Source organism: Vannielia sp. SX4, assembly GCF_052828525.1.
In genome coordinates this window covers 3572509-3593500 of the sequence record NZ_CM128247.1, presented here as the reverse complement: position 1 = coordinate 3593500, position 20992 = coordinate 3572509, and the positions used below count along the sequence as shown (strand labels likewise).

General features: G+C 67.2%; 21 protein-coding genes. 6 read left to right on the top strand and 15 right to left on the bottom strand.

Annotated elements, in window-relative coordinates; all coding sequences use genetic code 11:
• Window positions 1-8 precede the first annotated feature (8 nt).
• From ACUXVX_RS17700 to ACUXVX_RS17640, 13 genes are all read right to left on the bottom strand, one after another.
• Window positions 9-941 carry an ABC transporter permease gene (locus ACUXVX_RS17700; RefSeq protein ID WP_446309345.1) on the bottom strand — a complete coding sequence of 311 codons (933 nt, stop codon included), beginning with the start codon at window positions 939-941 and terminating at the stop codon, window positions 9-11.
• Window positions 941-1276: a hypothetical protein gene (locus ACUXVX_RS17695; protein WP_446309344.1), complete on the bottom strand. Its 336-nt coding sequence runs from the start codon at window positions 1274-1276 to the stop codon at window positions 941-943. Before ACUXVX_RS17695 ends, ACUXVX_RS17700 begins: the two co-directional genes overlap by 1 nt.
• Window positions 1273-1425, bottom strand: coding sequence for a hypothetical protein (locus tag ACUXVX_RS17690; protein ID WP_446311579.1), 153 nt, complete (start codon window positions 1423-1425; stop codon window positions 1273-1275). Before ACUXVX_RS17690 ends, ACUXVX_RS17695 begins: the two co-directional genes overlap by 4 nt.
• Window positions 1425-1799, bottom strand: a complete 375-nt coding sequence (locus ACUXVX_RS17685; RefSeq protein WP_446309343.1) for a hypothetical protein — start codon at window positions 1797-1799, stop codon at window positions 1425-1427. The genes ACUXVX_RS17690 and ACUXVX_RS17685 overlap by 1 nt, the downstream gene beginning before the upstream one ends.
• The gene (locus ACUXVX_RS17680; RefSeq protein WP_446309342.1) at window positions 1796-2875 is read right to left on the bottom strand and encodes an ABC transporter permease; all 1080 of its coding nucleotides are present in this window, start codon (window positions 2873-2875) and stop codon (window positions 1796-1798) included. Before ACUXVX_RS17680 ends, ACUXVX_RS17685 begins: the two co-directional genes overlap by 4 nt.
• A complete protein-coding gene (locus tag ACUXVX_RS17675) occupies window positions 2872-4404 on the bottom strand; it encodes an ABC transporter ATP-binding protein (RefSeq protein WP_446309341.1) in 1533 nt (510 codons plus the stop codon). The genes ACUXVX_RS17680 and ACUXVX_RS17675 overlap by 4 nt, the downstream gene beginning before the upstream one ends.
• A complete protein-coding gene (gene xdhC / locus ACUXVX_RS17670; protein WP_446309340.1) occupies window positions 4401-5336 on the bottom strand; it encodes a xanthine dehydrogenase accessory protein XdhC in 936 nt (311 codons plus the stop codon). Before xdhC ends, ACUXVX_RS17675 begins: the two co-directional genes overlap by 4 nt.
• Entirely contained in the window at window positions 5333-7732 is a 2400-nt protein-coding gene (xdhB, locus tag ACUXVX_RS17665; RefSeq protein ID WP_446309339.1) for a xanthine dehydrogenase molybdopterin binding subunit, read from the bottom strand. Before xdhB ends, xdhC begins: the two co-directional genes overlap by 4 nt.
• Window positions 7729-9093 (bottom strand): xanthine dehydrogenase small subunit, encoded by a 1365-nt coding sequence (xdhA, locus tag ACUXVX_RS17660; RefSeq protein ID WP_446309338.1) that lies wholly within the window; start codon window positions 9091-9093, stop codon window positions 7729-7731. The genes xdhB and xdhA overlap by 4 nt, the downstream gene beginning before the upstream one ends.
• Window positions 9094-9313: 220 nt before the next feature.
• On the bottom strand, window positions 9314-9784 hold the full coding sequence (locus ACUXVX_RS17655; RefSeq protein ID WP_261385114.1) for an SRPBCC family protein: 471 nt from the start codon (window positions 9782-9784) through the stop codon (window positions 9314-9316).
• Window positions 9781-10242, bottom strand: coding sequence for an SRPBCC domain-containing protein (locus tag ACUXVX_RS17650; protein ID WP_446309337.1), 462 nt, complete (start codon window positions 10240-10242; stop codon window positions 9781-9783). Before ACUXVX_RS17650 ends, ACUXVX_RS17655 begins: the two co-directional genes overlap by 4 nt.
• Entirely contained in the window at window positions 10239-10571 is a 333-nt protein-coding gene (locus ACUXVX_RS17645) for an ArsR/SmtB family transcription factor (protein ID WP_446309336.1), read from the bottom strand. Before ACUXVX_RS17645 ends, ACUXVX_RS17650 begins: the two co-directional genes overlap by 4 nt.
• Window positions 10572-10656: 85 nt before the next feature.
• Complete coding sequence (locus ACUXVX_RS17640; RefSeq protein ID WP_446309335.1) at window positions 10657-11568, bottom strand: glutaminase; 912 nt, start codon at window positions 11566-11568, stop codon at window positions 10657-10659.
• 49 nt (window positions 11569-11617) lie between these two features.
• Here ACUXVX_RS17640 and dnaE point away from each other — a divergent pair, with 49 nt between their 5' ends.
• Both dnaE and ACUXVX_RS17630 read left to right on the top strand, forming a co-directional pair.
• A complete protein-coding gene (gene dnaE, locus ACUXVX_RS17635) occupies window positions 11618-15115 on the top strand; it encodes a DNA polymerase III subunit alpha (RefSeq protein WP_446309334.1) in 3498 nt (1165 codons plus the stop codon).
• 11 nt (window positions 15116-15126) lie between these two features.
• Entirely contained in the window at window positions 15127-15657 is a 531-nt protein-coding gene (locus tag ACUXVX_RS17630) for a hypothetical protein (protein ID WP_446309333.1), read from the top strand.
• 5 nt (window positions 15658-15662) lie between these two features.
• Here the strand turns inward: ACUXVX_RS17630 and ACUXVX_RS17625 are convergent, their stop codons facing one another.
• Window positions 15663-15860 (bottom strand): SlyX family protein, encoded by a 198-nt coding sequence (locus ACUXVX_RS17625; RefSeq protein WP_222468337.1) that lies wholly within the window; start codon window positions 15858-15860, stop codon window positions 15663-15665.
• 114 nt (window positions 15861-15974) lie between these two features.
• On the opposite strand from ACUXVX_RS17625, the gene hisS reads away from it, so the two are divergent.
• From hisS to ACUXVX_RS17605, 4 genes are all read left to right on the top strand, one after another.
• Window positions 15975-17495, top strand: coding sequence for a histidine--tRNA ligase (gene hisS / locus ACUXVX_RS17620; protein ID WP_446309332.1), 1521 nt, complete (start codon window positions 15975-15977; stop codon window positions 17493-17495).
• On the top strand, window positions 17495-18595 hold the full coding sequence (locus ACUXVX_RS17615; protein WP_446309331.1) for an ATP phosphoribosyltransferase regulatory subunit: 1101 nt from the start codon (window positions 17495-17497) through the stop codon (window positions 18593-18595). The genes hisS and ACUXVX_RS17615 overlap by 1 nt, the downstream gene beginning before the upstream one ends.
• Complete coding sequence (hisG, locus tag ACUXVX_RS17610; protein ID WP_446311562.1) at window positions 18592-19284, top strand: ATP phosphoribosyltransferase; 693 nt, start codon at window positions 18592-18594, stop codon at window positions 19282-19284. Before ACUXVX_RS17615 ends, hisG begins: the two co-directional genes overlap by 4 nt.
• Window positions 19285-19348: 64 nt before the next feature.
• A complete protein-coding gene (locus tag ACUXVX_RS17605; protein WP_446309330.1) occupies window positions 19349-19951 on the top strand; it encodes a hypothetical protein in 603 nt (200 codons plus the stop codon).
• 10 nt (window positions 19952-19961) lie between these two features.
• On the opposite strand, the gene ACUXVX_RS17600 is transcribed toward ACUXVX_RS17605, so the two are convergent.
• Window positions 19962-20957: a Hint domain-containing protein gene (locus ACUXVX_RS17600; protein WP_446309329.1), complete on the bottom strand. Its 996-nt coding sequence runs from the start codon at window positions 20955-20957 to the stop codon at window positions 19962-19964.
• Window positions 20958-20992: the final 35 nt, after the last annotated feature.

Here is a 20992-nt window from a genome sequence, read left to right as displayed (position 1 = left end):
GGCTTGTGTCACCCGGTGGCGTGGAAGGTCCGGCCCAGCGAGGCGGGCGCGCCGAGCGCCCCGCGGCTGCGGCCGGAAGACATGATCACCAGCACGATGATGGTGATGATGTAGGGGGACATCGAGAGATACTCGACCGGCACCTTGAGGCCCGCGGCCTGAAGGTTGAGTTGCAGCACGGTGATGCCGCCGAAGAGATAGGCCCCGATCAGCACGCGCCACGGTTTCCACGAGGCGAAGACGACGAGGGCGAGGGCGATCCAGCCTGCGCCGGAGGTCATGCCCTCTGTCCATTGCGGCACGCGGACGAGGCTGAGGTAGGCCCCGCCCAGCCCCGCGCAGGCGCCGCCAAAGGCGATGGCGGCGCAGCGGATGGCCACGACCTTGTAGCCGAGCGCATGGGCGGCTTCGTGGTTCTCGCCAACCGCGCGCAGGGTAAGCCCGGCGCGGGTGTATTTGAGGAAGGCCCATGTGACGGCGACCAGTAGAATCGAGAAATAGACCATCAGGTCGTGGCTGAAGAGCACCGGGCCGAACACGGGGATGTCGGAGAGTAGCGGAATGTCGAGCTTGGGCGTGGAGGGGGGCTTCAGGCCCACATAGCTTTGGCCCATCAGCGAGGAGAGGCCGAGGCCGAAGAGGGTGAGCGCGAGGCCGGAGGCGACTTGGTTGGCCAGCGCGAACTGGGTGAGCACGGCGAAGAGCATGGAGAGGAGCGCGCCCGCGACGGCGGCGCCAAGGAAGCCGAGAGCGGGCGAGCCGGATTCGACCGCTGCGGCGAAGCCCGCGATGGCGCCAGTGATCATCATCCCCTCGACCCCGAGGTTCAGCACGCCGGCCTTTTCGACCACAAGCTCGCCGATACCGGCGAGAAGGATGGGTGTGGCAGCGACCATGAGCGAGGCCAGCAGGAGGAGCCAGTTGATCGAGGAGAGGTCCATCAGAACATGACCCCCAATGGAGTTTCGTCGCGATTCCAAAAAGCGAGCGCCGCACCCAGAAGCGCGCCGGTAATCGGGATGGCCCAAAGGGGCCACGGTGCTCGCCCTTCGTGTTCGGCGGGTGGTTCCTTCCCACGCCGAAAGACCGCAGAGAGCCCGAGGCTGAAAACGCCCTGAACGACGAGATGGATAATCAGCACGGGCAGCAGCAGAATGACCAATGGAAGCATCGACAGGGTGACAACGCACACAATGAAATAGAGTGCGAAGAGGAATGCCGCGAGGGCCCACTCTTTTGCCGTCATGGCGCGCCGAGGGGGCTGTATATCCGTCATGTGACGGCCCCCTGTTTCACTCGGATGCGGTAGTTGGTGAGCACGTCCACCGCGAGGAGTAAGAAGAGCAGCATGCCCCGGAAGAGCTGGATCGCGGCGGCCTTGAGCGAGGCCGGCAGGAGGAGCCAGTTGATCGAGGAGAGGTCCATCAGATGAGGCCTCCGATTACATACGACAACAAGGCGAGTAAGGCTCCGATGAGCGCCAGACCGAGAACGCAATGGGTGATGAAGCGAGACGCGGCTTCGTTGTCGGCGGTCACCTCTCTGGCGGAAACACGCTCCCCGGTCAAAAACCTGCTCCAGACCAGCCGGCCCATTTGGAATGGCGCGAGAAGCGCCGAGATCACGGTGGTTTCGACGATTGCGGAGACGGTGATGATTGCGATGAAGCCCATGAAGACCACCCAGCCGCCTGTCAGCAGGAGGTCGGTCATGAAAAAGCCCAAGGACACGATAAGCAGGGCTACGAGGGCCGTGACCGCAACAGACAGGACATCGAAGAGGCGCGTCAGTAAACTCATGCGGCGGCTCCCAGCTTGAGGCGGATGCGGTAATTGGTCAGCAGGTCTACCGCGAGGAGGAAGAAGAGCAGCATGCCCTGGAAAAGCTGGATCGCGGCGGCCGGGAGTTGCAGTTGCGATTGGGCGATTTCGCCGCCGATGTAGGTGAGCGCCATCAGCAGCCCTGCGAGCAGGATGCCGACGGGGTGGAGGCGGCCAAGGAAGGCGACGATGATGGCGGTGAAGCCGTAGCCGACGTTGAAATCGGTGGTGATCTGGCCTGCCGGCCCTGCGACCTCGAAGAGCCCGGCGAGGCCCGCGAGCGCGCCGGAGGTGCCGAGGCAGAAGAGCACGAGGCGGGTGGGGTTCACCCCCGAGAAGCGGGCTGCGCGGGGGGCTTGCCCGGCGAGGCGGATGTTGAAGCCGAGCATGTGGCGGGTCAGCAGGATGTAGGCGAAGATCACCGCGATGAGAGCGAAGGCGACGCCCCAGTGGAGGCCCGCGTTCTGGCTGATCCACGAGGTGGCCGAGGGGTATTGCGCGAGGTTGCGCGAGCCGGGGAAGCCGAAGCCTTCCGGGTTTTTCATCAGCCCCACGGCCATGCCGCGCAGCAGGTTTTCGGCCACGTAGACGAGCATCAGCGAGACGAGGATTTCATTGGTGCCGAAGCGGGTTTTCAGCACCGCCGGGATCATCGCCCAGGCCCAGCCGCCGAGGGCGCCTGCGATGACCATGAGCGGGAAGATGATGAAGGACTCCGTGGGATAGAAGGCGAGGCCGACGCCCGCGCCGCAGAGCGCGCCGATGATGTATTGGCCCTCGGCGCCGATGTTCCAGATGCCTGCGCGGAAGCCGAGTGACAGGCCAATGGCGATGAGGATCAGGGGCGCCGCCTTAACCAGCAGTTGCGGGCGATAGAAGAAGGCGTGCTGGCCGAGGAGCGGGTCGTAGAAGATCGTGCGAATGGCGGCGATCGGGTCTTTGCCGAGGGCGGCGAAGAGGAGGCCCCCGAAGATCATGGTGAGGAGCACCGCGAGGAGCGGGGTCGAGTAGCTCCACGCCTTGGAGGGGTTGGGGCGCTTTTCGAGGCGGATCATGCCGGGGCCTCCGCGTGCTCGTGGGCGACTTCCATGTCATGCGCGCCGCCGAGCATGAGGCCGATGCGCTCCATGGTCAGGCCTTCCACCGGGACCGGGGCCGAGAGGCGGCCACCGTTGAGGGCGGCGAAGCTGGTGGAGATTTCCATCAACTCGTCGAGATCCTGGGAGATGACGACGATGGCGGCGCCGTCGGCGGCCAGATCGAGCAGCGCCTGCCGGATGGCGGCGGCGGCGGAGGCATCGACGCCCCATGTGGGCTGGTTGACGACGAGCACCTCGGGCTTTTGCTCGATCTCGCGGCCCATGACGAATTTTTGCAAGTTGCCGCCAGAGAGCGAGCGGGCGGCGACATGGGGGCCAGGGGTGCGCACATCGAAAGCGGCAATGACCTCCTCGGCGTAGGCTTGGGTGGCCTTCCAGTTGATGAAGTCGTTCTTTGTCAGAGACTTGCGGAGGCGGGCCGAGAGCAGGGCGTTCTCGGTGAGCGACATTTCGGGGGCGGCGGCATGGCCGAGGCGTTCCTCAGGGGCCGAGAGCAGGCCAAGCTTGCGGCGGGCGGGCGGGGCCAGTTTTCCGATCGGGTTGCCGTGCATCTTGACCGCATCGGGGGCGGATGTGGCCTCGCCCGAGAGGGCGGCAAGCAGCTCGTCCTGCCCGTTGCCCGCGACCCCGCCGATGCCCAGCACCTCGCCCTTGCGGACCATGAGCGACACGTCGCGGAGCGAGGTGCCGAAGGGGTTGGCGGATTTGACGCTGAGGTTGGTGACTTCCAGGGCGATTTCGCCAGAAGGTGTCAGTTCGCGCTCGGGGCGGTGCAGGGCGGAGCCGACCATCATCTCGGCCAGTTCGGAGGCGGTGTTTTCACGCGGGACGGCGTGGCCCACCACCTTGCCGAGGCGGAGGATGGTGGCCCGGTCGCAGAGCGCGCGGATCTCTTCGAGCTTGTGACTGATGTAGAGGATCGAGGTGCCCTCGGCCCGGAGCTTTTGCAGCGTGGCGAAGAGGATCTCGACCTCTTGGGGCGTAAGGACCGAGGTGGGCTCGTCCATGATCAGCAGGCGCGGGTCTTGGAGCAGGCAGCGGATGATCTCGACGCGCTGGCGCTCGCCTGCGGAGAGGTCGCCCACGGTGCGGTGCGGGTCGAGCGGCAGGCCGTATTCGTTGGAAACCTCGGTGATCCGGGCGGCGAGCTTGGCGGGTTTCGGCGGGTTCTCCATGCCGAGCGCCACGTTTTCGGCCACGGTGAGGGCGTCGAAGAGCGAGAAGTGCTGGAACACCATCGCCACCCCGGCGGCGCGGGCGGCGCGCGGCTCTGGCGGAGCGAAGGGCGTGCCGAGAAAACTCATCTGGCCTTCGTCGGGTTTGACGAGGCCGTAGATCATTTTGACCAAGGTGGATTTGCCCGCGCCGTTCTCGCCCAGCAAAGCGTGGATCTCGCCCTCGTCGATGGAGAAGCTGACGTTGTCGTTGGCCACGACACCGGGATAGGCCTTGCGCAGCCCTTGGGCGGCGAAGAGTTCGCTCATCCGGTCATGTCCCCCTTCGTGGCAGTTGCCTGCTTTTCGAGCATGGAGAGTAGCTGCGCGGCGGTGGAAATCGCAATGGCCTGCGGGTGTTTGCCGTGGGCCGGGTCACCGATTGGGCACTGGATGCGCGAAATTTGTGCAGGGTTATGGCCTGCGGCGGCAAGGCGGGAGCGGAAGCGGGCCCATTTGGTGGCCGATCCGATCAGGCCGATGGAGGCGGCGGGGCGGGCGAGGAGGGTATCGCAGAGGGCGAAGTCGAGGCTGTGGGAATAGGTCAGGATGACGTGGTGCGCCGTTGCGGGGGCCGTGCTGGCGAGGCTCGGCAGGTCGCCGATCGTGGGGGGCACGGAGGGGGCTTCGGGGAAGCGATCGGCGCTGGTGTCGGCCCATGTGAGGGCGATAGTGTCGAGCGGGGCGAGGGTGGCGGCGAGGGCGCGCCCGACGTGGCCGGCGCCCCAGATCCAGACCGGGGTGCGCGGGGTGGTCATCGGCTCGAGGAGCCAGCCGCTTTCATAGGTGATGTCAGGCGGATGTGAGCCGTTGCGGGCGGCAGAGAGGGCGCGGGCGATGGCGAGAGGCGGCTCGTGTGGAGCGGTTTCAGACACTGGGCGGGCGTAGGCGGGGGCCTCTGCCGGGGCCTCTGCGAAGCTCTCCAGCGCCAGAGTGACGGTGCCGCCGCAGCACTGGTTCATCGCCGGGCCGAGGGGGAGGGTCACGGTCACCGAGCCCTCGCCAAGGCGGGCGCGGGCCATGGCGCAGGCCTCCCATTCCAACGCGCCGCCGCCGATGGTGCCGTGCTGCCCGCCGGGCCAGACCAGCATCGCGGTGCCGGGGCCGCGCGGGGTGGAGCCTTGGGCGCTGACGACCACCACACGCACCACCGCGCCGTGGGCGGCGATGGCTTGGGCGAGGGTGTCACGATCGAAGCTCATCCGCCGGCTCTCGCAATGGCTTCGAGCACGTGCTCGGCGGTGGCTGGGGCCTCGAGCGCCGGGTAGTGCGGGCCGCAGGCGGCGCAGGCGTTGGAGAGCGCCATGAGGGCGGAGATGCCGAGCATGAAGGGCGGCTCGCCGACGGCCTTGGAGCGGTAGATCGTGGGCTCGCGGTTGGCATTGGGCCAGAGCGCCACGTTGAACACCGGGGGGCGGTCGGAGCAGGCGGGGATTTTGTAGGTGGAAGGCGCGTGGGTGGTGAGGCGGCCTTTCGCATCCCACACCAGCTCTTCGGTGGTGAGCCACCCGGCGCCCTGGATGAAGCCGCCTTCGACCTGGCCGATGTCGAGCGCGGGGTTCAGGGAACTGCCTGCGTCATGCAGGATGTCGACGCGGAGCATGCGGTTTTCACCGGTGAGCGTGTCAATCACCACTTCGGTCAGCGCGGCGCCGTAGGCGAAGTAGTAGAACGGGCGGCCTTGGCCCTTGATCCGGTCCCAGGAGATGCCGGGGGTCTTGTAGAAGCCGGTGGCGGAGAGGGAGACGCGGCCCACGTAGGCCTCGGCCACGGCCTTCTCCCAGGGGATCGTGTTGCCCCCGACGTGGACGGCGTCGTCCTTGAACTGCACCGTGGCCGGGTCGGCCTGATGGACCTCGGCGAGGAAGGCGCCGATGCGGGCCTTCAGCTCGTCGCAGGCGGCGGCGACGGCCATGCCGTTGAGGTCGGAGCCAGATGACGCCGCCGTGGCGGAGGTGTTGGGCACTTTGGCGGTGTCGGTGGCGGTGATCTTGACCCGATCGAGCGGCACGCCGAAGCGGGAGGCGGCGACCTGAGCGACCTTCTGGAACAGGCCTTGGCCCATCTCGGTGCCGCCGTGGTTCATGTGGATCGAGCCGTCTTGGTAGACGTGCACCAGCGCGCCGGCTTGGTTGAGGTGGGTCAGGGTGAAGCTGATGCCGAACTTGACGGGCGTGAGCGCGAGGCCCTTTTTCAGCACCGGGTTGGCGGCGTTGAAGGCGTCGACCGCCGCCTTCCGCGCGGCGTAATCGTCCTTCTTGCAGAGCGCCTCGACCATCTCTTGGCAAACCGAGTCCACCACCGGCTGGCCGTAGGGGGTGGTCTGCACGCCATCCGGTGGCGGCGGGGGCGTTTCGGGATCGTCCACCTGGGTGGCGCCGCGGGAGCTGAGGTCTTCCTCGGCGGCGGAGACTTTGGGAGCCTCCAGTTGCATTTTCTTGCCGGAAGTATCCCCGCCGGAGGCATAGAAGTTCTTCTGGCGCAGCGTTAGCGCCTCGATCCCGCTCTCGGCGGCGAGGTGGTCCATCACGCGCTCGATCCCCAGCATCCCCTGCGGGCCGCCGAAGCCGCGGTAGGCGGTGGCGCTCTGGGTGTGGGTCTTCAGGCGGTGCGAGACGATGCGCACGTTGGGGATGAAATAGGCGTTGTCGGCGTGAAGCATGGCGCGGTCGGCGACGGGCAGGGAGAGGTCCTGGGCCCAGCCGCAGCGGGCGTATTGGGTGAAGTCGACGGCGGTGAGCTTGCCCTCGGCGTCCACCCCGGCGCGGTAGGTGATGCGGAAGTCGTGGCGCTTGCCGGTGATCATCATGTCGTCGTCGCGGTCGTAGCGCATCTTGGCGGGGCGGCCGGTTTGCGCGGCGACAACGGCGCAGGCGCAGGCCAGCGCGTTGCCCTGGCTTTCCTTGCCGCCGAAGCCGCCGCCCATGCGGCGGGTTTCGACGCGCACGGCGTTCATCGGGGTGCCGAGGGCCTCGGCCACCTTGTGCTGAATCTCGGTGGGGTGCTGGGTGGAGCTGTGGACGAGCATGTCGCCCCCCTCCTGCGGGAAAGCGAGGGCGGCCTGGCCTTCGAGGTAGAAGTGCTCCTGCCCGCCCATTTCGAGCGTGCCTTCGACGATGGTTTTGGCAGCGGCGAAGCCGGTGGCGAGGTCGCCGCGGCCGTATTCGCGGGGGCCATCCTCGAAGCGGGAGTTGGCGGCGAGGGCGTCGTCGATGGTGAGGAGGGCGGGGTGCTCCGCGTAGGTGATTTCGGCGAGGCGGGCGGCCTTGCGGGCGGCGAGGTGACTCTCGGCGACGACGAGGAAGATCGGCTGGCCGATGTAGTAGACCTCGCCGGTGGCGAGCAGGGGCTCGTCGTGGGCGGAGGGGGAGACGTCATTGGCGGCGGGGAGGTCCTCCGCCGTGAGCACGGCCACGACGCCGGGGGCGGATTTGACGGCGGTCAGGTCGAGCGCGGTGATGGTGGCGCGGGCCTTGGTGGAGGTGCCGAAGGCGAGGTGCAGGCAGTTGGCGGGCACCGGGATGTCATCGACGTAGCGGGCCTGGCCGGTGACGTGGAGCGGCGCGGCGTCATGCGGGAGGGGGTTGGCGACGGTCATGGCTGCACCTCCAGCACGGAGGTGGCGGTGCCTTGGCTCTCATGGAAGTAGCGGCGGAGCATGTTTTGCGCGGCGTCCATTCGGTAGGCGGCGGAGGCGCGCATGTCGGAGAGGGGTTGGTAGTCGCTGGCGAGCGCTGTGGCGGCGGCTTCGATGGTGGCCTCTGTCCACGGGTTGCCGGTGAGTGCGGCCTCTGTTGCCGCCGCGCGCTTTGGTGTGCCGGCCATGCCGCCGAAGGCGATGCGGGCCTGCGTGACGGTGCCGTTTTCGACGGTGATGTTGAAGCAGCCGCAGACGGCGGAAATGTCTTGGTCGAAGCGTTTGGAGAGCTTGTAGCAGCGGAGGCGGTCGGGCTGGCGGGGGATCGAGACGGCCTCGACGAATTCGCCGGGGGCGCGATCCTGCTTGCCGTAGTCGATGAAGAAGTCTTCGAGCGGGAGGCTGCGGCGGCTGTCTCCGTTCCGCAGGTGGAGGGTGGCGCCGAGGGCGATGAGGGCGGGGGGGCTGTCACCGATGGGGGAGCCGTTGGCGATGTTGCCGCCGATGGTGGCGGCTTGGCGGACTTGCTCGGAGCCGTAGCGGCGGAAGAGTTCGGCGAGGGAGGGATGGTGCGTCGCGATGGCCTCGCGGAGGGTGGCGATGGGGGTGGTGGCGCCGATGCGGATTTCGGTGTCGGTCACCTCCACGAAATTCAGGTCGGTGACGCGGTGGAGGAAGGCGACCTCGCCCAGATCGGCGAGCTTTTTGGTGACCCAGAGGCCCACGTCGGTGGCGCCTGCGATGAGGGTGGCCTCCGGGTGGGCGGCATACCATTCGGCCAGCGCATCGGCGCTTTCGGGGATCTCCGGTTGCGGCTGCGCGCTAAGCGAAGAGGGGCTGGTGAGGTGGGGCGGCACAGGCTCCTGCGCGGCGGCCTCGGCGGCGCGGACGATGGGGGCGTAGCCGGTGCAGCGGCAGAGGTTGCCCGCGAGCTTGTCGTTGTAGTCGGTCGCGCCATTGGCGTGGGCGGCGGCCATGGAGGTGATGAAGCCGGGGGTGCAGAAGCCGCATTGCGAGCCGTGATGCGCCACCATCGCCGCCTGAACCGGGTGCAGCGTGCCATCGGGCGCGGCCACGCCTTCGACCGTGCGAACCTCTCGGCCGTGGAGGTGGGGGAGCAGCAGGATGCAGGCGTTCTGGGCCTGCCACGGGCCATCAGGCGTGCGGGTCATGACTGTGCAGGCGCCGCAGTCGCCCTCGTTGCAGCCTTCCTTGGTGCCCTTCAGCCCGCGGCTTCCGCGCAGCCAGTCGAGCACCGTGGTGGTGGGGTGGGCGTCGCGCAGCGCCACGGTCTCTCCGTTGAGAAGAAACGTGATGTCCATGGAGTTACCCGCCGCGTTACCGAATGCATCCCCGAGGCCCGGCCTTCGATGCGGCGTAGAAAGCGGGCCTCAGGGGAGAGTTTGGCGGGGTGGGCGCGGGGGTGGCAAGGGGGAAATTGCCCGTTTGGGCGGCAAAGGGCCGGATTTGCCCGGTTTTTGGGCGGGTTGCCGGGGGAGGTGCGTGGCTTCCGCCACGACACCCCACCCGCCATCCCGCGTGTCAGAGCCCTTCGGCGAGGGCGATGAGTTGGCTGGCCGCAGTGCCCCAGCCGTCCTGAAAGCCCATATCGTCGTGCCGCTTGCAGTCTTCGGGGGTGCAGTGGCGGACGATGGCGCGATATTCGGTGCCGCCGTCCTTCGGGGTGAAGGTGATGTCGGCCAGCATGAAGGGCTTTTCGTTGGGCACGAAGCCGGCGCGGACGAAATCGGTGAAGACGAGGCGGCTTTCGGGCTCGGCCAACAAGAAGGCGCCCTCGTTTGGCATGTCTTCACCGTCCGGGCCACGGAAGCGGGTGAAGAAGCGGCCACCGGGATGCGGCTCGACCACCGCCTCGGCGCAGCGCCACGGGGCGGGCACGAACCACTCGCAGAGCAGTTCCGGCGTGGTGAAGCACTTCCATACGGTGGCGGGGCTGGCCTTGATGTGGCGCGTGAGCGTGAGGTCGAGCTCGGGATTGATCGCGGGGGTCATGCGGTTTCTTTCTCTGCGAGGCGGGCGAGGTTGGCGAGCGCCGCCGTCCAGCCCTGGGTGTAGCCTTCGGCCATCTCGTCGCCGATGAGGCTGGCGAGCTGGGCGGTGATGGTGAGGCGGCTGCCCGCGCCCTCGGGCGTGATCTCGATGGAGCAGAGGCCGGCGGAGAGCGGGGCGCCCTCGATGCGGATGGTCTCGGTGAAGATCAGCAGGGTGGGCGCTTCGATGTGGTGGAAGTCGGTGGTGACCTCGAACTCCGGGTTGTCGGCGGGGCCGCAGCGCGAAAGCTCCTGCCCGCCGGGGCGAATGTCGGCGTGCAGGATGTCGAGCCGGGTGTTCTCGGTCGGGGCGGCCCATTGGGCGCGGTACTCCGGCGAGGTGAGCAGCGGGAAGAGGCGCGCGGGCGGGGCGGCGATGCTCTGGGTGAGGGTCAGGGTATCGTGAGTCAGGGCGCTCATGCGTCGCCTCCTTTTTCCAGTCGTTCTGCGAGGGCGGAAAGCCGCGAGAGCCGGCCCTCCCAGAGTTTGCGTTGCGTTGTGAGCCAGTTTTCGGCGGCGGCCAGAGGGGCGGCCTCGATATGGACGGTGCGGACGCGGCCCTTTTTCTCCGACCGGGTGAGGCCTGCGGATTCGAGCACCTTGAGGTGCTTGAGGAAGGTGGGCAGGGCCATGTCATGCGGGGCGTGCAGCTCGCTGACGGGGGCGGGGCCGCGGGTGAGGCGCTCGATCACGGCCCGGCGGGTGGGGTCGGAGATGGCGCTGAAGAAACTGTCTAGATGGTTAGCCATGCGGCTAGGTAATGCGAGTCGGGTTGCGCCGTCAAGATAGTTAGTTGGGTGGCTAGGTTTTAGGTGGAGGGTTCTTTCGGTGGGGTCAGCCGAAGACGGACCAGCCGGTTTCATGCGCCAGCGCTTCGATGGCCTCGGTGCCGACCTTGGAGTTGCCCCAGGCGTTGAGGCCGGGGGACCAGACCGCGATGGAGGCGACACCGGGCACGGCGACGAGGATGCCGCCGCCGACGCCGGATTTGCCCGGCAGGCCGGTGCGGAAGGCGAAGTCTCCCGAACCGTCATAGTGGCCGCAGGTCATCATCAGCGCGGCGATGCGGCGGCGTTTGACCGGGGAGAGCAGAAGGGGCGCGCCCGGCAGGCCCGCGATGCCGCGCCCGGCGCGGGCGAGTTGCTCGGTGGTCATCTCGATGGCGCATTGGTGGAAATAGGTGCCGAGCACCAGCTCGGGCATGTTCTTCAGGTTGTCGTAGCTCTTGAGGTAGTTGGCGAGGGCCACGTTGCGGAAGCCGGTGGTGGCCTCGGAATGGGCGACCTCGGCGTCGATGTGAATGTCTCCATCCTCCGCCGCCGCTCGGATGAAGGCGAGGATCTCGGAGAGCGCCTCTTTGGGGGCGCGGCCCGCGAGCAGCTCGTCGGTGGTGACAAGCGCGCCTGCGTTGATGAAGGGATTGCGGGGGCGGCCCTGCTCCTGCTCGAGCAGCAACATGGAATCGAAACGGTCCCCCGAGGGCTCGCGCCCGACGCGGTGCCAGAGCGACTCGCCGATGCGGGAAAGGACGCAGGCGAGGGTGAACACCTTGGAGACGGACTGTATGGAGAAGCGGGTTTGCGACTGCCCGGCGGAATGCATGGTGCCATCGGCCAGCACGACTGAGATGGCGAATTGCGCCGGGTCCACCCGCGCGAGTTCGGGGATATAGGTGGCCACCTTGCCCCAGTCGGCGGCGGCGTGGGCGCGGGCATCGAGGCGCGAAAGGAGAGTGGGCAGGTCCATGGGCGCGAGGCTACTTCAAACCGCCGCCGCGCCGCCATAGGGTAGCGGCATGGCTGCTCCCCGATTCATTCATCTGCGCGTTCATACCGAATACTCCCTGCTGGAGGGCGCCGTGCCGGTGAAAAAGCTGGCCGGGCTTTGCGAGAAGGCCGAGATGCCGGCGGTGGCGGTGACCGACACCAACAACATGTTCGCGGCGCTGGAGGCGAGCGTCACGCTGGCCGGTGCCGGCATTCAGCCAATCATGGGCTGCCAGGTCGATCTGGAATACGAGCAGGCCGCGCCGGGCGGCAAGCCTGTGGCGCCCGCGCCGGTCGCGCTGCTGGCGCAGAGCGAGGCAGGTTACGAGGCGTTGATGAAGCTCAACTCCTGCCTCTACCTGCGCGGCGACGGGAGCCTGCCGCATGTGACGCTGGAAGACCTTGAGCAGCACTCGGGCGGGGTGATTTGCCTCAGCGGCGGGCCGGACGGGCCGGTGGGGCGGCTGCTGCGCGCAGGCCAGCGGGCCAAGGCGGAGCTGCTGGTGGACGGGCTGCACCGGGTCTATGGCGACCGGCTCTACATTGAGCTGCAGCGGCATCCGGGCGAGGAGGGGCTGCCCGAAGCGGAGCGGGCCAGCGAGCGCGGGCATATCGAGATGGCCTATGCCAAGGACATTCCGCTGGTCGCCACCAATGACGTGTATTTCCCCAAGCCCGAGATCTACGAGGCGCATGACGCGCTGATCTGTATTGCCGAGGGCGCCTATGTGGACCAGCAGGAAGATCGGCGGCGGCTGACGGCGCAGCATTACTTCAAGAGCGCCACCGAGATGGCGACGCTCTTTGCCGACCTGCCGGAAGCGCTTGAGAACACAGTGGAAATCGCCAAGCGCTGCGCCTTCATGGCCTATCGGCGCGATCCGATCCTGCCCAAGTTCGCCGATGACGAGGTGGAGGAGTTGCGGCGGCAGGCCAACGAAGGCCTGCAGGCGCGGCTGGCGGTTATTCCGCACGCGGCGAGCGTGGAGGAGTATCAGGAGCGGCTCGATTTTGAGTTGAAGATCATCGAGGGCATGGGCTTTCCCGGCTACTTCTTGATCGTGGCCGACTTCATCAAGTGGTCCAAGGACCAGGGCATTCCGATCGGGCCGGGCCGGGGCTCTGGGGCCGGTTCGCTCGTGGCCTATGCGCTGACGATCACCGACCTCGACCCGCTGCGCTATGCGCTGCTGTTCGAGCGGTTCCTCAACCCCGAGCGGGTCTCCATGCCCGACTTCGATATCGACTTCTGCATGGACCGGCGGGAGGAAACTATCCGCTACGTGCAGGAGAAATATGGCCGCGACCGGGTGGGGCAGATCATCACCTTCGGTGCGCTGCTCTCCAAGGCGGCGGTGCGCGATGTGGGGCGGGTGCTGCAAATGCCCTATGGGCAGGTGGACCGGCTGAGCAAGATGATCCCGGTGGAGGGGGTGAAGCCCGTTTCCATCGAGAAGGCGCTGGCCACCGAGGAACGGCTGCGCGAGGAGGCGCGGGCGGAGGAGGTGGTGGACCGGCTGCTGACCTATGGCCAGCAGATCGAGGGGCTGCTGCGCAACGCCTCCACCCACGCGGCGGGCGTGGTGATTGGCGACCGGCCGCTCGATGAGCTGGTGCCGCTCTATCAAGACCCGCGCTCGGATATGCCCGCGACCCAGTTCAACATGAAATGGGTCGAGCAGGCGGGGCTGGTGAAGTTCGACTTTCTGGGCCTGAAGACCCTCACCGTGATCCAGAACGCGGTGGACCTGATCAACGGCGGCGGCCGCGACATTCATATCGGGCCGGAGGGCGAGACGCTCTATGAGCCGCCTGATGGCGCGGTGAACGAGATCAACGCGATCCCGCTGGATGATGCCAAGAGCTACCGGCTTTATGCCTCGGCCAAGACGGTGGCGGTGTTTCAGGTGGAAAGCTCGGGCATGATGGATGCGCTGCGGCGCATGAAGCCCGACTGCATCGAGGATATCGTGGCGCTGGTGGCGCTTTATCGCCCCGGCCCGATGGAGAATATCCCGACCTATTGCGAGGTGAAGAACGGGCAACGCGAGATCGAGTCGGTTCATCCGCTGATCGACCATATCCTCGAAGAGACCCAGGGCATCATCGTGTACCAGGAGCAGGTGATGCAGATCGCCCAGGTGATGGCGGGCTACAGCCTCGGCGGCGCCGACCTGCTGCGCCGCGCGATGGGCAAGAAGATCAAGGAGGCGATGGACGCCGAGCGGCCCAAGTTCGAGAAGGGCGCGGCGGAGAACGGGGTGGAGAAGAAGAAGGCCTCCGAAGTCTTCGACCTGCTCGAGAAATTCGCCAACTACGGGTTCAACAAGTCGCACGCAGCGGCTTATGCCGTGGTGAGCTACCAGACGGCCTGGCTCAAGGCGAACCATCCGGTGGAGTTCATGGCCGCCGTGATGAACTGCGATATCCACCTGACCGACAAGCTCGCGGTTTATGCCGAAGAGGTGCGTCGGGGGCTGGATATCGAGATCGTGCCACCTTGCGTGAACCGCTCTCTGGAGAGCTTCAGCGTGGTGGAGGGCAAGGTCGTTTACGCGCTGGGCGCGCTGAAGAACGTGGGCTCCGACGCGATGCGGCTGATCGTGGAGGCGCGGGGCCAGAAGGAGTTTGTCTCGCTCTTCGATTTTGCCCGCCGGGTGGACCTGAAGAAGATCGGCAAGCGCCCGTTGGAGATGCTCGCCCGCGCCGGGGCCTTCGACCAGCTCGATCCGAATCGGCACCGGGTCTTTGCGGCGCTCGACCCGCTGGTGAACTACTCCTCCGCGATCCACGATCAGCGGGCGTCCGCTCAGGTTTCGCTCTTCGGCGAGGCGGGGGACGACCTGCCGGAGCCGCGCCTGCCGAGCGTGGATGACTGGATGGTCGGCGAGCGGCTGGGGGAGGAGCACAAGGCGATTGGCTTCTACCTCTCCGGCCACCCGCTGGATGACTATATGGGCCCGCTGAAACGGCAGGGGGTGAAGACGCTGGAGCAGGTCTCGCTCGATGTGCAGCGCTCCCCGGCGGTGGTGAAACTGGCCGGGTCCGTGGCCGGACGGCAGGAGCGCAAGAGCGCGCGCGGCAACCGCTTTGCCTTCGTGCAACTCTCTGATCCGACAGGGCTTTACGAGGTGACCCTGTTCAGCGAGGCGCTGGAGAAGTCGCGCGATTTTCTCGAAACCGGCTCCAACGTGGTGGTCACCTGCGAGGCCACGATGGAGGCCGATCAGTTGAAGCTGCTGGGCCGCTCGGTGGCGCCGATCGACGTGGTGGCGGCGCAGGCCGGGCGGAGTGACATTCGCCTGTTCCTCGACGACATCGCGGCGGCGGCGGCGGTGAAATCGCTGCTCGACCGGGCGGAGGCTGACAAGGCCTCCAAATCGCGCGGATCGGTGGCGCTGTGCCTGATGGCTGCAGACCTTCCGGGGGAGGTCCACCTTGAGCTTGAGGGCGACTTTCCGGTAAATCCGCAGATCAAAAGCGCCCTCAAGTCCTTGGGTGGCGTTGTGACCGTTGAAGATATCTGACTGCCGCTGCCATGAAAAACATCCTGATCCTGACCGCGCTTGCTGCGCTCCTCTCCGCTTGTGCCTCGCTTCCCGAGGCCCGGGGCACCGCCTCGTCGAAATCGCCGCAGGCCACGCTGCCCTTTGGCGCGGTGGAAGAGAGCTGCGGGGCGCGGGGCAAGGAACTGGGCAAGCTGATCGAGAAGAACGGCAAGTGGAAGCTCTATGACACCCGCCCCGGCGCGGTGGGGCCGCGCAACTTTTTCGTCACCGGCTTCAAGGACGGCTGCGCCCGCAAGGTGACTGGCGCGGTCGCGCTCTTTGGCGATCTGGGGCTCTATGAGCTGGTCAACTACGGCGGCGGCGGCGGGGCCCTGCGCACCGAGACCGACAAGGCCTATGCTGGCATTCGCGCCTGTGGTGCCGGGGTATGCAGCGAGGGCAAGCTGAAGCGGCTGGAGCGGTCGACGGCCTTTGTCAGCGTCTATCCCCGGCCCGGCGCGGCGCAGAGCTTTGAGCTGCTGATGCACAACCGCAAGCTGGTGGCGGCTGCCGTCCGGTAAGCGGCTCAGTAATGCGGTGGGCGCTCGTCGCCCAGCACCACGCCGCCGGTATTGTCAGACTCGCTTTCGGCGGCACGCTTCATCAGCATCTCGACCCGCCGTTCCATCACGTCGAGCCGTTTGCCCTGACCCACGACCATCTCGTGCAGGTCTTCCACCGCGCGGGTGATGTGGGCGAGTTCTTCTTCGAGCCGGTCTGTCATGTAACGTGCATATAGCGGCGCCCCTGCCGCCGCCAGCCCTTGCTTGCCGATCCGGCCCCTCTGCGCTATGCCCCGCGCGACTGGATTGAAGGCCGCAGACAGGGTCGAGCGCTCATGGCAAAGCAGAAGAAACAGCCCCGGCCCAAGGCCGAAACGCCCAAGGGCTTCCGCGACTATTTTGGCGCGGAAGTGGACGAGCGGAACGCGATGCTGGCCGAGATCGCGCGGGTTTATGCGCTTTACGGGTTCGATCCGCTGGAAACTTCGGGTGTGGAGACCGTCGAGGCGCTGGGCAAGTTCCTGCCCGATGTGGACCGGCCCAACGAGGGCGTGTTCGCGTGGGAAGAGGACGACAGCGGCTGGGTGGCCCTGCGCTATGACCTGACGGCCCCGCTGGCCCGCGTGGCGGCGCAGTATCGGAATGATTTGCCCTCGCCCTATCGGCGCTATGCGATGGGGCCGGTCTGGCGGAACGAGAAGCCGGGGCCGGGGCGATTTCGGCAGTTTTATCAGTGCGATGCGGATACGGTCGGGAGCGCGTCTCCGGCGGCGGATGCCGAGATCTGCGCGATGCTGGCCGATACGCTTGAGGCGGTGGGCATCCCGCGCGGCGACTATCTGGTGCGGATTAATAACCGCAAGATTCTCGACGGCGTTTTGGATCATATTGGATTGGGGCGCACTTCGCTTGATGCGGACACACTTCGTGGCACCATCGAACAAGCTTTTGATGTAGAGACGCGCAATGCCGTGCTGCGCACCATCGACAAGTTCGACAAGGTCGGCGAGCAGGGCGTGCGCGACCTGTTGGGCAAGGGCCGGAAGGATGACAGCGGGGCCTTCATCGACGGCGTCGGGCTGGATGAGGCACAGGCCGATCCGGTGGTGGCTTTCCTGACCTCCAAGGCGGAGAGCGCCGAAGAGACCTTTGTGAATTTGCGCGCCGCCGTGGGCGAGAGCGCTGTGGGCGCCGATGGCATCGCCGAGCTGGAGCAGATTGCGGCGCTTCTGGCGGCACAGGGCTATGGGCCGGACCGGATCGAGGTGGACCCGAGCGTGGTGCGTGGCCTTGGCTACTACACCGGCCCGGTCTTCGAGGCGGAGCTGACCTTCGAGATCACCGACGAGAAGGGGCGGCCGCGGCAGTTCGGCTCGGTCGCTGGCGGCGGGCGCTATGATGATCTGGTGAAGCGCTTCACCGGCCAGGCGGTGCCTGCGACGGGCGTTTCCATTGGCGTTGACCGGCTGCTCGCGGCGCTCAGGGCCAAAGGGCGCCTCTCGGGCGAGACGCGCGGGCCGGTGGTGGTGACGGTGATGGACCGGGACCGCATGGCCGACTATCAGGCGATGGTGGGCGAGTTGCGCTCTGCGGGCATCCGCGCAGAGGTCTATCTCGGCAACCCGAAAAACTTTGGCAACCAGTTGAAATACGCCGACAAACGCGCCTCGCCCGTGGCCGTGATCCAGGGCGGGGACGAGGCCGAGCGGGGCGTGGTTCAGCTGAAGGATCTCGTGCTGGGCGCCAAGCTGGCCGAGGGGCTGACCCGCGAGGAATGGGCCGAACAGCCGGCGCAGGTGGAAATCTCCCGCGCTGATCTGGTGGCCGAAGTGCAAAAGATGCTGGACCGCGACTGATGCTCAAGGATGTGCCGCGCGAGGAGGTCACGCGCCTCATTGGCCTGTTCGAGGCCGCGGGCGCGGTGCGCGTGGGCGCGGATGTGCTGCAACCGGCGGACACGCTGCTGGACCTCTACGGCGAGGAAATCCGGGCGCGCGCCTATGTGACCCACGATCCGCTGCGCGGCGAGCTGATGCTGCGGCCCGACTTTACCGTGCCAGTGGTGCAGGCCCATATGGCGCAGGGGCAGGAGCCCGCGCGCTATTGTTACGCGGGCACCGTTTTTCGGATGCAGGAGGCCGACACCGGGCGGCCTTCGGAGTTCGAGCAGGTGGGCTTCGAGCTGTTTGACCGGGGTGACCGGGCGCGGGCCGATGCCGAGGTGTTTTCGCTGATGTCTCAATGCCTTGAGGGGCGGGGCCTGCGGGCTGCGATTGGCGATATCGGGCTGCTCTCGGCGGCGGTTGCGGGCCTTTCGACCTCGGAGAAACGCCGCGCCGCGCTGATGCGCCACCTCTGGCGGCCGCGCCGGTTCAGGGCGCTGCTGGACCGTTTCGGCGGGCGCAGTGCTGTGCCCGCGAGCCGGGCTGCGTTGCTGGTGCGGATGGAGAGCGAGGCAGCGGAAAAGGTGCTTTCGGGCGCGGGCGTGGCGATTGGCAAGCGGCGGGCAGATGAGGTGTTGGCACGGATGGCCACCTTGCAGGCCGATGCCGCCGAGCCGCCGATCCCCGAGGCGGAGCTGGGGCTGCTGGATGACCTGTTGGGGGTGCGGGCGAGCCCGACGGATGCGCTGGAGCACCTGCGCGACCTCGCTGTGGACATGCCCGCGCTCACACCGGCGCTCGACAATTTCGCCGCCCGGCTCGACGCGCTGGCAGATGCGGGCATCGACCTCGCCACGCTCGCCTTCGAGGGCAGCTTCGGGCGGACGCTGCTGGAATATTACGACGGGTTCGTCTTTGGCTTCTTCGCGCCGGAGCGGCCCGACCTGCCGGCGGTGGCCAGCGGCGGGCGCTACGATGCGCTTTGCCGGGTGCTCGGGCAGGGCCGCGAGATTCCGGCCGTGGGCGCGGTGATCCGGCCTGCGCTGCTGGCCGAGATCGGGGAGGCAGGCTGATGCTCAAGCTCGGGGTGCCCTCCAAGGGCCGCTTGATGGACAAGACTTTCGACTGGTTCGGCGCGCGGGGCGTGGGCCTCAAGCGCACCGGCAGCGAGCGCGAATATGCGGGCGCGGTCGAAGGGGTTGAAGGCTGCGAGCTGCACCTGCTGAGCGCGGGCGAGATCCCCGCTGCACTGGCGGACGGACGCATTCACCTTGGCGTCACCGGCACCGACCTCGTGCGTGAGAAGATCGCTGGGTGGGAGCAGCGGATCGAAGAGCTGGAGCCGCTGGGCTTTGGGCAGGCCAACCTCGTGATCGCCGTGCCCGCCTTCTGGGCCGATGTGGACACGCTTGATGATCTCGATGCCGCCGCCGCCGCCTTTCGGGCGAGCCACGGCCACCGGCTGCGGATTGCGACCAAGTACCACCGGTTGATCCGCGAGTTCCTGCGGCAGAACGGGGTGGCCGATTACGCGCTGGTCGACAGTCAGGGTGCCACCGAAGGCACGGTGAAAAACGAGACGGCGGAGGCGATTGCCGACATCACCTCGTCGGGCGAGACGCTGCGGGCCAACCACCTGAAGATCCTCGCGGACGGGCTGGTGCACCGGAGTCAGGCCACGCTGTTCCGGTCGCGCAAGGCGGAGTGGTCTGCCGAGGACCGCGCCACGCTGGCGACGCTGAAGGGCGTGCTGGGCATCTGATCCGGTGTTTGCGCTCGGGCGTGGCGGGGCATAGCATTGCCGCAACGGCAAGCGAGGCGGCACGATGATTGAGCTCAAGGGAATGGTCGAGGAGGAGATCGGGCTGCTGCTGGAGTGGCTGGCTCGGCGCAACGTGCATGTGGCCTTCGAGGGGGCGCAGGTGGTGAGCGAGGGCGGCATCGGCCATATCGCCGTGCCGCTGCATTTTGGCCCGAGCTATCAGGGCCGCCGGATCGCGACGGTGGGGGCACCCTATCGCATCCCCAAGGTCGATCTCGGCAACCACTGCTGCCCGCATTTCGTGACCGGCGAGATCGAGAGCGGCGATACCGATATCGTCTATGACGGGGTGCCGATAGTGATGGTGGGCGACACGGGCAAGCACTGGCCGGGGTGCGGCACGGCCAAGGTCTTTGTGGCCGAGGGTTGGCGCAAGATGGCCTCTGCCCATGACACGTGGGATTTCACCACGCTCTCGGGCGGCGGGGGCGGCGGCTTTACCATCCGCGCGGGCGACGACCCGGACGATCTGGATTTGCCGGGCGCGCCCAAGGCCCCCGTGCCGGTGCCGGGTATCTTTGGCGTGGCCGCAGGCGCGGACCCGGAGGAGGCGATGCGCTCCTTTGCAGCGCTGGCCGAGATGGCCAAGGGAAGCGACGACGAGTAGCCCGCCACTGCTAGCCCGCCCGCGCGAGGCGCAGGGCGCGTTCAGCTTGTTTCATCGAGAGGAAGGGTGCGGCGGGCGCGGGCTGTGCGCCCATCGCGGTGCGGATGGCGTGGCGCGCCTGCCGGGGCAGGCCTTGCAGCGCCATCGGGCCGGGCCAGAAGCTCTCGGCTGGACAACCCTCTGCCAGTAGGATGGCGTGGCGGGGCAGGACGATGTGGACGTAGTCGATGGAGCGCCGCCCGTGCAGCAGGCCGATGCTGGGGAGCTTGGTGAGGGCGCGAGCTGGCACCAGCGCCCCGATCCCGGCATGCCAGATGCGGTGCTGCGGCGAGACCACCAGATCGCGCGCCGGGCAGCCCGGCCCGAGGGCATGGGCGCGGAGGCGCACTGGCTTGCGGTTACGCTCGGCACCGATGCGCTCGCGGCTTTTGAGCACCAGCGCCACCGGAAGGGTACCGCCGCCCGCAAGGCGCAGGGGATCGCCCGGTTTGAGCCGCCGCGCCTCCTCCCACCCGTCTGCTGTGGCGATGCGCGTGCGGGCCTCGAAACAGGCGGGCAGGGAGCTGGTGTAGGGCAGAGCGGAGAGGTTGCCCTCGAAGACGTTCATCACCGTGAGCGGCTCGCCGAAGGGCGGCATGGGCGGGCCGTGAACAGTGAAGCCCTCCACGTTCCACGGACTGCCGGTGAGTGAGACGGCGGCGATGTAATAGGTGGTGCCGAGACTGTCTTGCACCTCCATCAGATATTCGGCCTCGATGATCGTTCCGCTGCCGTAGGTGCTGCCGCTGATTGTGTAGCTGCCGTTCAGGGTTTGCGGCTCTGGATCGTCATCATCAAAGGTGGTGTCATTCGGGTCGTCGACCGAAACCACCTGCTCCACCGCGCCGGGGGAGATCGTGACGGTGCTGACGCCCAGCGTGTATTGCTGGCCGTCCGGCTGAGTAAAATCCTCGCCGCTGGTCGTGATGAACGACCCGTCGAACACATGGATATCATAGAGCGGCATGCCCGGCGCCGTGTTGTTGCACGGAGCCGGTTTTA